A 14,185-nucleotide genomic window follows, 5' to 3' on the forward strand; every position below is an offset into this window, starting at 1 on the left:
CTAAGCTGCGGGACAAGGTCTTACCTTAATGGACGCGTCAGATTCACCCTGTTTCAGGTGAAGGTAGCTAACCATCACCTACTGCAGGATTCAAGATACAAGGACGCGGGCTGTTAAATCATTACTCGAATCCTACAACCGGATGCGGTTGATATACCGTCTCCAGCTCGGCGATATCCGTTGAACTCAGCTCCACATCCACTGCTTTAACCAACTCTGCAAACTGCTGCTCGCGCGATGCACCGATAATAGGGGCTGTGACCACCGGTTTATGCAGCAGCCACGCCAGCGCCACCTGTGCACGCGTCACGCCTTTATCAGCGGCAATGGTCGCCAGACGCTCTGCAATCGCCGCATCGTTCTCTTCGGTGCCGGTATAGAGTTTTTCCATCACGTTATCCGATACCGAACGCGCCGTAGTTTCGCCCCATGGACGCGTCAGCTTGCCGCGCGCCAGCGGGCTCCACGGCAGCACCGCGATACCTTCACGTTCACACAGCGGGTGCATCTCGTTCTCTTCTTCACGCTGAATCAGGTTGTACTGATCCTGCATACTGACAAAACGTGCCCAGCCATTCTGCTTTTGCAGATCCAGCGCCTGAGCGAACTGTGCAGCATGCATCGAAGAAGCGCCGATGTAGCGCGCTTTACCCGATTTCACCACCTCATTCAGCGCCTCAAGCGTCTCTTCGATCGGCGTGTCGTAATCCCAGCGGTGAATCTGCAGCAGGTCGACATACTCCATGCCTAGACGCGTCAGGCTATCGTCGATGGATTGCAGAATGTTCTTGCGTGACAGTCCCTGAGAAAGGTTGCTGAGCGGGAAATAGACTTTGGTGGCGACAACAACCTGATCGCGCTGGGCGAAATCTTTCAGCGCACGCCCGACAATCTCTTCACTGCTGCCATCGGAGTAGCTGTTGGCGGTGTCGAAAAAGTTAATGCCAGCGTCCAGCGCTTGCTTGATCAGCGGTCGACTGCTCTCTTCGGGCAGGGTCCATGCGTGATTACCGCGCATCGGATCGCCGTAAGTCATGCAGCCTAAACAGAGACGCGAAACCTGTAAGTCGGTTTGGCCTAAACGAATGGTTTTCATGGGAGCTCCTGCTCTTATGCGTTAGGAATGCCCTAAGCATAGCAGCAGGAGCGGGGAGGGGATTACTGTGCCAGCCAGTCAGTGATTTGCTGCTGAATACCGGCGGCATCCAGCTGATAATCCTGACGAACTTCTTCCTGCGTGCCCTGCGGAATAAATTCATCTGGCAGGCCGAGGTTCAGCACGTGTACACGCAGACGTTTCGCCATCACGTATTCGTTGACGCCGCTACCGGCTCCGCCTTTGATCGCGCCTTCTTCCAGCGTCACCAGAGAATCATGGCTGGTGGACAGTTCGGCAATCAAGGCTTCATCCAGTGGCTTCACAAAACGCATATCTACCAGCGTGGCGTTCAGCGCTTCAGCGGCAGCCTGTGCTTCAGGCAACAGCGTACCGAAGTTGAGGATCGCCAGCTTTTCACCACGGCGCTTCACAATGCCTTTGCCCAGCGGCAGACTGGCCAACGGCTCCAGCGTGGCACCAGTGCCAGTGCCGCGCGGATAGCGTACTGCACTTGGACCCGCCTGATAGTGATAGCCAGTGTAAAGCATCTGGCGGCATTCGTTCTCGTCACTTGGCGTCATGATCACCATTTCGGGCACACAGCGCAGGAAGGCGATATCAAATGCGCCCTGATGCGTTTGCCCATCAGCGCCAACAATGCCGCCGCGATCGATAGCAAACAGCACCGGTAGTTTCTGGATCGCCACATCGTGAATCAGCTGATCGTAAGCGCGCTGCAGGAAGGTGGAATAAATCGCTACCACCGGCTTATAACCGCCAATCGCCATACCTGCAGCAAAGGTCACCGCATGCTGTTCAGCAATCGCCACGTCAAAGTACTGTTGCGGATAATCACGAGAGTAGCTGACCATGCCAGAACCTTCACGCATCGCCGGCGTCACCGCCATTAAACGCGGATCGTCCGCCGCCATTTCACTCAGCCAGCTACCGAAAATCTTCGAGTAGCTCGGCAGGCCCGGCGCGCTTTTCGGCAGGGAACCGCTGGCCGGATCGAACTTCGGTACCGCATGCCAGGCGATAGGGTCTTGCTCGGCAGGCGCGTAGCCTTTGCCCTTTTTGGTCATGATGTGCAGGAACTGCGGGCCTTTCAGGTCGCGCATATTCTTCAGCGTGCTCACCAGCGTCAGTACATCGTGGCCATCAACCGGACCAATGTAGTTAAAGCCCAGCTCTTCAAACAGCGTGCCCGGCACCACCATGCCTTTCAGGTGCTCTTCGGTGCGCTTCACCAGCTCTTTGATCGGCGGCAGTCCGCCCAATACACGCTTGCCGCCTTCGCGCAGGCGTGAGTAGGTTTTGCCAGAGAGAATCTGTGCCAGACGATTATTGAGTGCGCCAACGTTTTCCGAGATCGACATCTCGTTGTCGTTGAGGATCACCAGCATGTCAGGTTTGATGTCGCCTGCGTGGTTCATGGCTTCAAACGCCATACCTGCGGTGATGGCGCCATCGCCAATAATACAGGCGGTACGACGCCCTTTGCCTTCACGCTCAGCGGCAACCGCCATGCCCAATCCGGCGCTGATCGAGGTCGATGAGTGACCGACGCTCAATACGTCGTATTCACTTTCGCCGCGCCACGGGAACGGATGCAGGCCATTCTTCTGGCGGATAGTGCCGATACGATTGCGGCGTCCGGTCAGAATTTTGTGCGGATAGGCCTGATGACCAACGTCCCACACCAGATGGTCAAACGGGGTGTTATAAACATAATGCAGCGCGACTGTTAGTTCGACGACGCCCAGACCCGAAGCAAAGTGGCCGGAAGACCGGCTCACGCTATCCAGCAGATACTGACGCAGCTCGTCACACAGTACCGGAAGTTTTTCTTTCGGTAGTAAACGTAATTCCTGAACCGTGCTCGCTAATGCCAGTGTCGGGTATTTTGCAATATCAAAACTCATCAGAGACTCATTATGAAAGTTATTTATCGCGTTCAATTATGAAGCTTGCCAGTGCTTGTAATGCGGTGGTGTTGTAAGACTGCGCCGCCAGAATCTCTAACGCGCCCAGTGCTTCCTGATAAAGATCCCACGCTTTACTGCGGGCATTATCCAGTCCCATCAGCGCCGGATAAGTGCTCTTACCCAATGCCTGATCCGCGCCCTGAGTTTTGCCCAGCACCGCGGTATCGCCCACCACATCAAGAATGTCATCCTGCACCTGGAACGCCAGTCCGATGGCGTTGGCGTAGGTATCCAGGACCGGAAGTGCCGCACGGCCACGTTCACCCGCCGTCAATGCGCCAAGACGCACTGCAGCGCGAATCAAAGCGCCAGTTTTATGACGATGAATCTGCTCGAGCTGGGCGAGGTCGATGTGCTTGCCTTCTGCGGCGAGATCCAGCGCCTGGCCACCGCACATGCCTGCCACACCGCTGGCCTGAGCCAGTTCGGAGATCATCGCAATGCGATCTTGCGGGCTGACGCCGGGCATCGGCTCATCGGCCAGAATCGAAAACGCCAGGGTTTGCAACGCATCACCAGCGAGAATTGCTGTGTCTTCACCATATTTAATATGGCAGGTTGGCTGTCCGCGACGTAACGCATCGTCATCCATCGCGGGCAGATCATCATGAATCAGAGAGTAAGCATGAATGCACTCTACGGCAGCGGCCGGAGCATCCAGGCTGGCCGCATCGGCCTTTAACATCTCGCCCGTGGCGTAAACCAAAAATGGACGCAGACGCTTACCGCCCAATAGTGCCCCATATTGCATGGATTGCACCAGAGGAGAACTCTGAAAAGGAAGTGGATCTATTAAGCGTGTCAACGCCAGATTGACGCGTTCGTGATACGCGTTGAGTAATTTGGCGAAATCCATCAGTCATTTTCCGGCGTGAACGGGGCGAGCGCGGCATCTTTGTCATCGCTGAGCAGGATCTGCACGCGCTGTTCAGCCTGCTGCAGGGTTTGCTGACCGGTGCGTGCCAGCTGTACGCCGCGTTCAAATTCGTTCAGTGCTTCTTCCAGCGGCAGTTCACCACTTTCCAGACGGCTGACGATTTGTTCCAGCTGCTGTAATGCGCTTTCAAAACTGGCTGGCGCTTCGGCTTTTTTCGGCATAATCAGTGTCGACTCACAGGTTAGGAATCATCTTGCAATCGGTCATGGTAGCCGACGAGGATTAATTAGCAAAATAATGAATGTGATTGCGGTTGCAGAAGCGGTCATCTGACAAAGGTGGTATACTTTTGCGCCTCGGATGCGGGCGCCTCTGCGTTACCCGTAATTATATGATTTTACCAGTTAAGTGCCGATGGTTTTAGCACTTATTTGCCCAACGAAGCTGTGTCGCCATGAAGTTTATCATTAAGCTCTTCCCTGAAATCACCATCAAAAGTCAGTCGGTGCGTCTGCGCTTTATCAAGATCCTGACCGGTAACATCCGCAATACCCTGCGTACTGTCGACGACGAAATCGCCGTGGTGCGTCACTGGGACCATATTGAAGTTCGCGCTAAAAAAGAAGCACTGCGTACCGTCGTTATTGATGAACTGACGCGCATCCCCGGTATTCACCATGTACTGGAGGTTGAGGATCAGCCTTACACCGATATGCACGATATCTTCGAGCAGACGCTGGCACTGAATCGCGAACGTCTGGAAGGGAAAAGTTTCTGCGTGCGCGTGAAGCGTCGTGGCAAACACAGCTTCAGCTCGATTGAGGTTGAGCGTTACGTGGGTGGCGGTCTCAATCAGCACATTGAGACTGCACGCGTGCAATTGAAAAATCCTGATGTGACGGTCAACCTTGAGATCGAAGACGATCGTCTGCTGCTGATCACCGGCCGTTATGAAGGGCTGGGTGGTTTCCCCATCGGAACGCAAGAAGATGTGTTGTCGCTGATTTCTGGCGGCTTCGACTCCGGCGTCTCCAGTTATATGTTGATGCGTCGTGGTTGCCGCGTGCACTACTGCTTCTTCAATCTCGGCGGTGCCGCGCATGAAATCGGCGTGCGTCAGGTCGCGCATTATCTGTGGCAGCGTTATGGTCGTTCGCATCGCGTGCGCTTTGTGGCGATCAACTTCGAGCCGGTGGTGGGCGAGATCTTAGAGAAAGTGGACGACGGCCAGATGGGCGTGGTGCTGAAACGCATGATGGTGCGTGCAGCGTCGATGGTCGCTGAGCGCTACGGCGTTCAGGCGCTGGTGACCGGTGAAGCGCTGGGCCAGGTATCGAGCCAGACACTGACCAACCTGCGTCTGATTGATAACGCCTCGGATACCCTGATCCTGCGTCCGCTGATCTCGCATGATAAAGAGCACATCATCGATTTGGCGCGCCATATCGGCACCGAAGATTTCGCCAAAACCATGCCGGAATACTGCGGTGTGATTTCGAAAAGCCCAACGGTGAAAGCGGTGAAGGCGAAGATCGAAGCAGAAGAGCAAAACTTCGATTTCGAGATCCTCACTCGTATGGTGCAGGAAGCCAGCAACGTCGATATCCGTGAAATCGCGGAGAAAGCACAGGAAGAAGTGGTGGAAGTGGAGACGGTGGTCTCGTTCACCGCAGATGATGTGGTGCTGGATATCCGCTCTGTGGATGAGCAAGAGGCATCACCGCTGGCGCTGGAAGGCGTGGATGTGAAATCTCTACCGTTCTACAAATTGAGCACACAGTTTGGCGATTTGGATCAGAACAAAACCTGGCTGCTGTATTGCGATCGCGGCGTGATGAGCCGTTTACAGGCGTTGTATCTGCATGAGCAAGGCTTTAAAAACGTGAAGGTCTATCGTCCGTAACGGCGATAACCTGGTAACGGCGTGATTCATCGCGCGTGTCACACTCGGCACCTTGCCACTGTGACATGCGCAATACATTGCGCCGCTACCGTTAAGTGCTTTCTACTGCATGACAATGCGGTTATTCACGCTCTTCAAATTCCTGATAGTTATAAATCCCCGCCGCTAATACCAACTGTGACGCCACTTCACGCGCTTTCTCTTTATCCACCAGCAGATCAATCAGCTTCAGTGCAAAATCAATCGAAGTGCCTGGACCCTGGCTGGATAGCAGGTTGACGCGCGGATCCCATACCACACGGCGATCCATCCAGTGTTTGTCAGGGATGGTGTCGCGCAAGCCAGGAAAGCCGGTCATATTGCCCACCGGGAACAGATCGTGCGGAATCAGCACCGTGCCAGGTGCGGCACAAATCGCGGCAACGATTTTCCCTGCCAGATGAAACTGGCGTACGGTTTCCACCAGCAGTGGGCTGTCACTGAAGGTCTCTGCGCCCTTGAGGCCACCGGGCAGCACCACGGCGTCATAATCGTTATCCGCCACCTCAACCAGTGGCGCATCGGCCAACAGGCGCACGCCGCGTGAGCAGACGATCTCGCGCGTGCCATCGCTTTCGACACTGGCGGTGGTGACGCTTAAGCCCGCGCGGACCAGCAGGTCGATAGTGGTGACAGCTTCAATCTCTTCACTGCCATGTGCCAGGCAAACCAGAACCGATGCGGTCGCGCTCATATTGGGACTCCTTGCGTTTAATCAGATCGTACAAACGGGTGTTCTCCGGCAGCGCAATGCCCTGCGCGCGAGCGCGGCGCAGCAGGTAGCCGGTGATGTAGTCAATTTCTGTCAGGCGCTGAGCGCGCACATCCTGCAACATTGAGGAGGTATTCGCTGCGGTGCTGTCGATGACGTCATAAATGATGTCGCGCAGGTTATCGACCGCAATGTGCTGGCCTTCACGCTCCATCACCCAGGCAATCTCTTCACACAGCGTGGCAATCTGCTGCGGCCAGGCGCGCAGGGCACCGTTCTGGCAATCGTGTTCAACGGTAAGCGGATTAATCACGCAGTTCACCGCCAGTTTGCGCCAGCTGGCAGAAGCAATATTGTCATGCCAGGCCACGTCCGGCAGCGCCTGATGCAGGATATCGGCGATATCGCTCATCGCGGCACTTTCACGTCCGGTGGGACCGATATGTGTGATGCCCTGCGCAACGTGTTTGATCACCGTGCCATCGCGCATCGCCGCGTGGGTGGTAATGCCGCGCAGCAGCGGTTGCTGCAACTCCTTCAGCTCTTCCAGCGTGCCCATGCCATTGTGCAATAACAAAATGGCAGCATGAGCAGGCAGGATGCTTTGCAGGTTTTTGACCGCCGGGGAAACCTGTGGCGCTTTTAGTGTCACCAGCAACAGCTGGCTTTCGGCAAGAAACAGCGGATCGTTGGCGATAAACGTGTGATTGCTGACTTGTCCTTGCGGGTCAATCACGTTCACCGAGCAATAGGGCTGCGGCACGCGCAACCAGCCCTGAACCTCATGTCCCTGACGTGCGAGCGCGGCGAGCCAAATTTGACCCAGGGCGCCACAACCCAACACGGTAATTTTCATTTTGCCTCCCGCTGACGGGTTCTCAATTTCACGACATCGTTAAGTATAGCTTTCCGCGTATCGTGTTTAATTAGCGCCATAAGACGCGTATTATGCATGTCACTTTAGTATCAGGAGAAGAAAAGATGCCATCTTTCGATATCGTTTCCGAAGTCGAACTGCCGGAAGTGCGTAATGCGGTGGAGAATGCCAGCCGTGAAATCTCAACCCGTTTCGATTTCCGCAACGTGAGCGCCAGCATTGAGCTTAACGAAAAGAATGAGACCATCAAAATCACCAGCGAATCTGATTTCCAGGTTAAACAGCTGGTGGATATTTTGCGTGAAAAGCTGCTGAAACGCGGCATTGAAGGCGCAGCGATTGAAGTGCCAGAAGAGATCATTCACAGCGGTAAAAGCTGGAGCGTAGAAGCCAAGCTGAAAAAGGGTATCGAAAGCGATATCGCTAAAAAGCTGGTGAAGCTGATTAAAGACAGCAAGCTGAAAGTGCAAACGCAGATTCAGGGTGAAGAGCTGCGCGTGACCGGTAAATCACGCGACGATTTGCAGGGTGCAATGGCGCTGGTGCGCGGTGGCAACCTTGGTCAGCCCTTCCAGTTCAAGAACTTCCGCGACTAATCGCGTTTGTCGCGTGCGGCACGACGATAGAGCGTGCTGCGCGCGACACCTAATGCCTCCGCCGTTTTACTGATATTGCCATTGAAGCGTTGGAGCGTTTCGCTAATCAGCCGCTCATCATGGCTCTGCTTATCTTCCGCTGGCACCGCCGCTGCTCGACGATATTCGGCTGGCAAATGCACATCAGTGACTTCTTCCCCTTCGTCCGCCAACGCCAGCAGCACGCGCAACAGACTGCGTAATTGCCGCACGTTGCCCGGCCATGGCAATTGTGCCAGCGATGCCAGCAAGGCGGGAGAAAGCTGGATATCGCGATCTGCGCCGCCCAGCTCAATCCACAACCGACCAATAAAGTCTTCGATATCAGGCCAGGCACGCAACGGCGGGATGGTCATGGAAAATTCCTGCAAGCGATAGAGAAGATCCTCGCGGAACTCGCCCTCGGCCACACGCTGCGCCAAATCACGGTGTGTTGCGCAGATCACGGCAAAATTCACCGGCCAACTGCGACTGGAACCGAGCGGCGCGACCTCTTTTTCTTGCAGCACGCGCAGCAAACGGGTTTGTAGCGCCAGCGGCATATCTCCAATTTCATCAAGAAACAGCACGCCACCATCCGCCTCGCGGATTTTGCCGATGTAGCCATTTTTGCTGGCTCCGGTAAAGGCGCCAGGCTGATAACCAAATAGCTCGGATTCAATCAACGTTTCCGGAATGGCAGCACAGTTGATGGCGACAAATTTGCCCTCACGCCAGCGACTCTGCTGATGCAGCGCACGGCTGACATACTCTTTACCGCTGCCGGTTTCACCGTGAATGCACAACGACACACCGGCATTCATCAGACGCACCATTTTCTCGCCATCGCGACCCAGTGAGAAGGGAAGATCCACGCTGGGTTCACTTGGCGTAGCAAAGTGGGTGCGGTGCGGAGCGCGCAGGCGGAAGTAGTAGCGCTGTTGTGCAAAATGAATCGGTAAAGGAATGGTGTTGGCCTGCTGTTCGAGCTGATCAAACAGCTGCTGGAATGTCAGGGTGCCCAACTGCCCTGTGTTGAGATTGAGTTCACGCATCGCCAGGCGGTTTGCGGCGGTGAGCACATTATCGGAGAACACCAGCAGCAACTCATCACTGGTATCAATGCCGTGCGGCTCAACGTGCAGGCTCATCAACCATTGTTGGGGATGCAGGCTTTGCTTAACCCACAAATACTCGATCTGTTTAGCGGCGGCTTTGACCCATTGAAACGTTTGCGGATGCGGGAAGTGCGCTGGGCCAGAGATATCCAGCACGCCCGCAATCTGACCGTTGGGCATTTGCAACGGCATGGCGGCGCAGTAGAGCCCCTGATTCAAGGTGAGAAAATGTTGCTGGCCTTCAATTTCACAGCCATCGTCAATCGCTAGCGCGGTGCCAATCGCATTGGTGCCGCGCCCGCATTCGCTCCACAAATTGCCAGGGGCGAGGGCGAATCGCTGCGCTTTCTCCATCGATTGCATGTCGCCAAAGGTATTCAGTACCAGTCCGGTGGCATCAGAAAGAATCACTACGGATTGTTTTTCCGCCAGTTTCTGCGCCAGCTGTTTGATCACCGGTTGGGCGAATTGTTGCAGCCCGGCATTACTGGCCAGCACATCAGCCAGCTCACCCTGGCGGACGCGAGGAAAATCATCGGCGGTGCGGTCGAGACCATACAGCTGGCTACGAAACCAGGAGTCGCTCAAAAGCGGGTTGGTATTAACGGCAGACGCGGCTGAATTTCCCTGCATTGGTAACCTCATGCCTAAGCGAAAGTGTTGCAGCATTGTAGCGGCTTGGTTTCTGCGGTGTTGCGATACGCAACACAGATGAAGATTTTGGTGGCAGAACCCGTGCGTTTAAAAGGGCTATTTGTTTTATAAATCGATGATAGATAAAACGATTTTTAGAAAATTCGCAAGCTGAAAAAAACTGGCACGCCCGCTGCAATAGGTATGTACGGCAGCGGGCTGTTCAATCTGTTGACCCACAGGTTGCCGCTGCCAGCTAACAATAAACGACCCTACACGAAGGAGTTTGCGATGCGTTATGCACATCCCGGCACGCCCGGCGCTTTGGTCACTTTTAAAGCGACCTACGGCAATTTTATTGCGGGCAAATTCACAGAGCCGCTCAGCGGCCAGTATTTTACGAACACCTCGCCTGTTGATGGCAGCGATATTGCGCAGTTTCCGCGTTCTGACGCGCGGGATATCGATTTAGCACTGGACGCTGCTCATCAGGCCGCTGACGCCTGGGGAAAAACCAGCGTGCAACATCGGGCCAATCTGCTGCTGCAGGTGGCCGACTGCATTGAACAAAACCTCGAAATGTTGTCTGTGGCGGAGAGCTGGGACAACGGCAAGCCGATCCGTGAAACCCTCAACGCCGATCTACCGCTGGCGGTGGATCACTTCCGCTACTTCGCCGGTTGTCTGCGTGCGCAGGAAGGCAGCACCGCTGAGATTGATGAAACCACCGTTGCCTATCACTTCCATGAACCGCTGGGCGTGGTCGGGCAGATCATCCCGTGGAACTTCCCGCTGTTAATGGCCGCATGGAAACTGGCTCCGGCGCTGGCGGCGGGTAACTGCGTGGTGCTGAAACCGGCTGAGCAAACCCCGCTGGCGATCACCTTGCTGATGGAGCTGATCGGCGATCTGTTCCCGGCCGGCGTGCTTAACGTGGTGCAGGGCTTTGGCCGTGAAGCCGGTGAAGCGCTGGCCACCAGCAAGCGTATCGCCAAAATCGCGTTCACCGGTTCTACGCCAGTGGGCCGTCATATTATGGCGTGCGCGGCTGAAAACATCATTCCGTGTACCGTTGAGCTGGGCGGCAAGTCGCCGAACATCTACTTTGCCGATGTGATGGAGGGTGAATCGGACTTTATCGAAAAAGCGGTGGAAGGGCTGGTGCTCGGTTTCTTCAACCAGGGCGAGGTCTGTACTTGCCCATCACGTGCGTTGATCCATGAATCGATCTATGAGCCGTTTATGGCGCGGGTGATGGAGAAAGTGGCAAACATCCGCCGGGGCGATCCGCTGGATACCGACACCATGATCGGTGCTCAGGCTTCCCGTCAGCAATTCGACAAAATCCTGTCTTACATCAACATCGCGCGCGACGAAGGGGGGCAAATTCTAACCGGAGGCGATCGCGCCAGCGTCGCTGCCGAACTGGATAACGGATTCTATATCCAGCCAACCCTGATTAAAGGCAGCAACCAGATGCGGTGTTTCCAGGAAGAGATTTTTGGGCCGGTTATCGGCATCACCACCTTTAAAGATGAAGCGGAAGCCTTGTCGATTGCCAACGAAACCCAGTTTGGTCTCGGGGCGGGCGTGTGGACGCGTGATACCAATCTGGCGTATCGCATGGGACGTGGCATCAAAGCCGGTCGTGTCTGGACCAACTGCTATCACATCTATCCCGCACACGCGGCTTTCGGTGGCTACAAGCAATCGGGCGTGGGACGCGAGACGCACAAGATGGCGCTTAGCGCCTACCAACAAACCAAAAACCTGCTGGTCAGCTATGGCACCGCCCCTTTGGGCCTGTTCTGAGTCTGCATCCGATCAAATGGAGAGTGAAAGATGAATATGCAAATCAAAACCACCATGAAAGCCGCCGTTGTTAAAGCCTTTGGTGAACCGTTAGTGATTGAGCAGGTGCCAGTACCGCAAGTGGGACCGGGCCAGATTCTGGTGAAAATCGCCGCGACCGGCGTGTGCCATACCGACTTACATGCCGCCGAAGGCGACTGGCCGATTAAGCCCAATCCCCCGTTTATTCCCGGCCACGAGGGCGTGGGGCAGGTGGTGGCGATCGGTGAAGGTGTGAAGCATTTGAAATTGGGCGATCGTGTGGGCGTGCCGTGGCTCTATTCCGCATGTGGCCACTGCGAGCACTGTCTGGATAGTTGGGAAACGCTGTGCCTGTCACAGCAGAATGCCGGTTATTCGGTGAACGGCAGTTTCGCAGAATATTGCCTCGCGGATGCGAATTATGTCGGCATCATTCCGGAAAACATCGATTACAACGAAATCGCACCAATTCTGTGTGCCGGCGTGACGGTGTACAAAGGCCTGAAAATGACCGATACCAAGCCAGGCGATTGGGTAGTGGTGTCCGGTATTGGAGGTTTAGGTCATATGGCGGTGCAGTACGCGGTGGCGATGGGACTGAATGTGGCTGCGGTGGATATTGACGATGAGAAACTGGCGTTTGCTAAACGTCTTGGTGCCAGTGTGGTAGCGAATGCGAAGAACGTCGATCCCGCAAAAGTGTTCCAGGAAAGTTTTGGTGGTGCGCATGGCGTGCTGGTTACGGCCGTATCACCGAAAGCGTTTGAGCAGGCGATTGGCACCATGCGCCGTGGCGGCACCATGGTGCTGAACGGTCTGCCACCGGGCAAATTTGATTTGTCGATTTTCGATATGGTGCTGGACGGGATTACGGTGCGCGGTTCAATTGTGGGCACGCGTAAAGATCTCCAGGAAGCGTTGGATTTCGCCGGTCGTCATAAAGTGAAAGCCAACGTGGCGGTTGAACCGCTGACCAACATTAACGACATTTTTGCGCGTATGCATGCGGGAAAAATTGAAGGGCGTATCGTGGTGGATATGTCGCTTTAATTAGCGTGATGGTTTGTGGCGGTGCGGTTAATCGCGCCGCCACAGAGTGTGTGACTACTAACTAACAGCTGGCGAGCAGCGCTTCGATTTCGACGCGGCTCGTCACTTTACTGTCGATCTTGATGTAAGCACTTTTCTCTTCCGGCACGATAAATACTGAAGAGACACCCGGCTGCGCTTTTAAACGCTTCTCAAGGTTAGGCACCGCTAATACGGCATCACTGAGCACCATGCGCAGGCTGCTGACGTAAGGCGGCTCCTGCATCGACATCGCCACAAACAACCAGGCTGCCGCGACAATCGCACCCACCAGAAACACCGTCTGCGCATCAAAGTGACCGAAGATCCAACCGCCCATGCTGCCGCCAATCGCCACGCCAATGAACTGGCTGGTGGAGTAAATGCCCATCGCTGTGCCTTTGTAGCCCGGCGGTGATTCTTTACTGATCAGCGAAGGCAGAATAGCTTCCATCAGGTTGAAGGCGAGGAAGAATAGCTGCACGCCAATCACCAGCGTCCAGAAATGACCAGCCGCACCCCACAGTACGATTTCCGCGATAATGATCAGTGCCACGCAGGTAACAAAAACGCGCTTCATGCGGCGTTTCACTTCGGCATAGATGATGAAAGGCACCACCAGAACGAAAGCGACCAGCATGGTGACCAGATAGACTTTCCAGTGTTCAGATGCCGGGAAGCCCGCTTGTTCAAACTGGCCTGGCAAAGCCACAAAACTCGACATCAGCAGGATATGCAGGCAAAGAATACCGATGTTTAATTTCAGGAGTTTAGGGTTGGCTAACACTTCACGAATGCTGGCTTTTACCATGCCGGACTCACGGTTAAGCACGTGATTCGGTGCGCTCGGCACCACCAATAGCGTGATAACAATGCCCAGCGAGGCCAGAATAGCGATCATCCAGAACAGTGCATGCAAACCCAGAGCATGGGTGACAATTGGGCCTACCACCATCGCAATAGCAAAGGTCACACCGAAACTGATACCAATAAACGCCATTGCTTTAGTGCGGTTTTGTTCGCGAGTGAGATCTGAGAGTAGCGCCATCACGGCAGCGGCAATTGCGCCAGAGCCTTGTAAAGCACGACCCAGGATCACGCCCCAGATTGAGGTGGTCATCGCTGCGATAATACTGCCCAGCACGAACACTAACAGCCCGCCAACAATGAGCGGTTTGCGACCGACGCGATCGGACAGCAGACCAAACGGAATCTGGAATACGGCTTGCGCCAGACCATAGATGCCAATTGCCAGACCAATTAAGGTTTCACTGGCTCCCTGCAACGCCATACCGTACGTAGTGAGTACCGGCAGGACCATAAACATTCCCAGCATGCGCAGGGAAAAAACTGTGCCTAAACCCCATGTAGCCCGAAGCTCTACTGGCGTCATTTTATTGTCGTTCATTCCAACCTCTGTAAGT

Annotated in this window: 12 protein-coding genes; 4 read left to right on the forward strand and 8 right to left on the reverse strand. The window is 54.9% G+C overall.

Annotation, left to right across the window (positions count from 1 at the left end; all coding sequences use genetic code 11):
- Positions 1–121: 121 nt before the first annotated feature.
- From WFP70_RS23010 to xseB, 4 genes are all read right to left on the reverse strand, one after another.
- Positions 122–1,096 (reverse strand): aldo/keto reductase, encoded by a 975-nt coding sequence (locus WFP70_RS23010; protein ID WP_097117498.1) that lies wholly within the window; start codon positions 1,094–1,096, stop codon positions 122–124.
- A gap of 62 nt (positions 1,097–1,158) precedes the next feature.
- Positions 1,159–3,024 (reverse strand): 1-deoxy-D-xylulose-5-phosphate synthase, encoded by a 1,866-nt coding sequence (gene dxs / locus WFP70_RS23015; protein ID WP_337024543.1) that lies wholly within the window; start codon positions 3,022–3,024, stop codon positions 1,159–1,161.
- A 19-nt stretch (positions 3,025–3,043) separates the two neighbouring features.
- Positions 3,044–3,943 (reverse strand): (2E,6E)-farnesyl diphosphate synthase, encoded by a 900-nt coding sequence (gene ispA / locus WFP70_RS23020; RefSeq protein WP_034831043.1) that lies wholly within the window; start codon positions 3,941–3,943, stop codon positions 3,044–3,046.
- On the reverse strand, positions 3,943–4,185 hold the full coding sequence (gene xseB, locus WFP70_RS23025) for an exodeoxyribonuclease VII small subunit (RefSeq protein WP_034831045.1): 243 nt from the start codon (positions 4,183–4,185) through the stop codon (positions 3,943–3,945). Before xseB ends, ispA begins: the two co-directional genes overlap by 1 nt.
- A gap of 233 nt (positions 4,186–4,418) precedes the next feature.
- On the opposite strand from xseB, the gene thiI reads away from it, so the two are divergent.
- Positions 4,419–5,867: a tRNA uracil 4-sulfurtransferase ThiI gene (gene thiI, locus WFP70_RS23030; RefSeq protein WP_337024544.1), complete on the forward strand. Its 1,449-nt coding sequence runs from the start codon at positions 4,419–4,421 to the stop codon at positions 5,865–5,867.
- Positions 5,868–5,988: 121 nt separating this feature from the next.
- Here the strand turns inward: thiI and yajL are convergent, their stop codons facing one another.
- A complete protein-coding gene (yajL, locus tag WFP70_RS23035) occupies positions 5,989–6,600 on the reverse strand; it encodes a protein deglycase YajL (RefSeq protein WP_337024545.1) in 612 nt (203 codons plus the stop codon).
- Positions 6,554–7,474 (reverse strand): 2-dehydropantoate 2-reductase, encoded by a 921-nt coding sequence (gene panE / locus WFP70_RS23040; RefSeq protein WP_045833921.1) that lies wholly within the window; start codon positions 7,472–7,474, stop codon positions 6,554–6,556. Before panE ends, yajL begins: the two co-directional genes overlap by 47 nt.
- Positions 7,475–7,599: 125 nt before the next feature.
- Between panE and WFP70_RS23045 the strand changes: the two genes are divergently transcribed.
- The gene (locus WFP70_RS23045; RefSeq protein ID WP_034831052.1) at positions 7,600–8,091 is read left to right on the forward strand and encodes a YajQ family cyclic di-GMP-binding protein; all 492 of its coding nucleotides are present in this window, start codon (positions 7,600–7,602) and stop codon (positions 8,089–8,091) included.
- On the opposite strand, the gene WFP70_RS23050 is transcribed toward WFP70_RS23045, so the two are convergent.
- Positions 8,088–9,860 carry a sigma-54-dependent Fis family transcriptional regulator gene (locus WFP70_RS23050; RefSeq protein WP_337024546.1) on the reverse strand — a complete coding sequence of 591 codons (1,773 nt, stop codon included), beginning with the start codon at positions 9,858–9,860 and terminating at the stop codon, positions 8,088–8,090. The genes WFP70_RS23045 and WFP70_RS23050 overlap by 4 nt on opposite strands.
- A 291-nt stretch (positions 9,861–10,151) precedes the next feature.
- On the opposite strand from WFP70_RS23050, the gene exaC reads away from it, so the two are divergent.
- A complete protein-coding gene (gene exaC / locus WFP70_RS23055; protein WP_337024547.1) occupies positions 10,152–11,672 on the forward strand; it encodes an acetaldehyde dehydrogenase ExaC in 1,521 nt (506 codons plus the stop codon).
- Between the two features lie 30 nt (positions 11,673–11,702).
- Positions 11,703–12,743 (forward strand): alcohol dehydrogenase AdhP, encoded by a 1,041-nt coding sequence (adhP, locus tag WFP70_RS23060; protein ID WP_058962230.1) that lies wholly within the window; start codon positions 11,703–11,705, stop codon positions 12,741–12,743.
- Between the two features lie 61 nt (positions 12,744–12,804).
- Here the strand turns inward: adhP and WFP70_RS23065 are convergent, their stop codons facing one another.
- On the reverse strand, positions 12,805–14,169 hold the full coding sequence (locus tag WFP70_RS23065) for an MFS transporter (protein ID WP_034828088.1): 1,365 nt from the start codon (positions 14,167–14,169) through the stop codon (positions 12,805–12,807).
- Positions 14,170–14,185: the final 16 nt, after the last annotated feature.

The organism is Pantoea sp. USMM079, assembly GCF_037153115.1.
Lineage (GTDB): Bacteria > Pseudomonadota > Gammaproteobacteria > Enterobacterales > Enterobacteriaceae > Pantoea > Pantoea communis.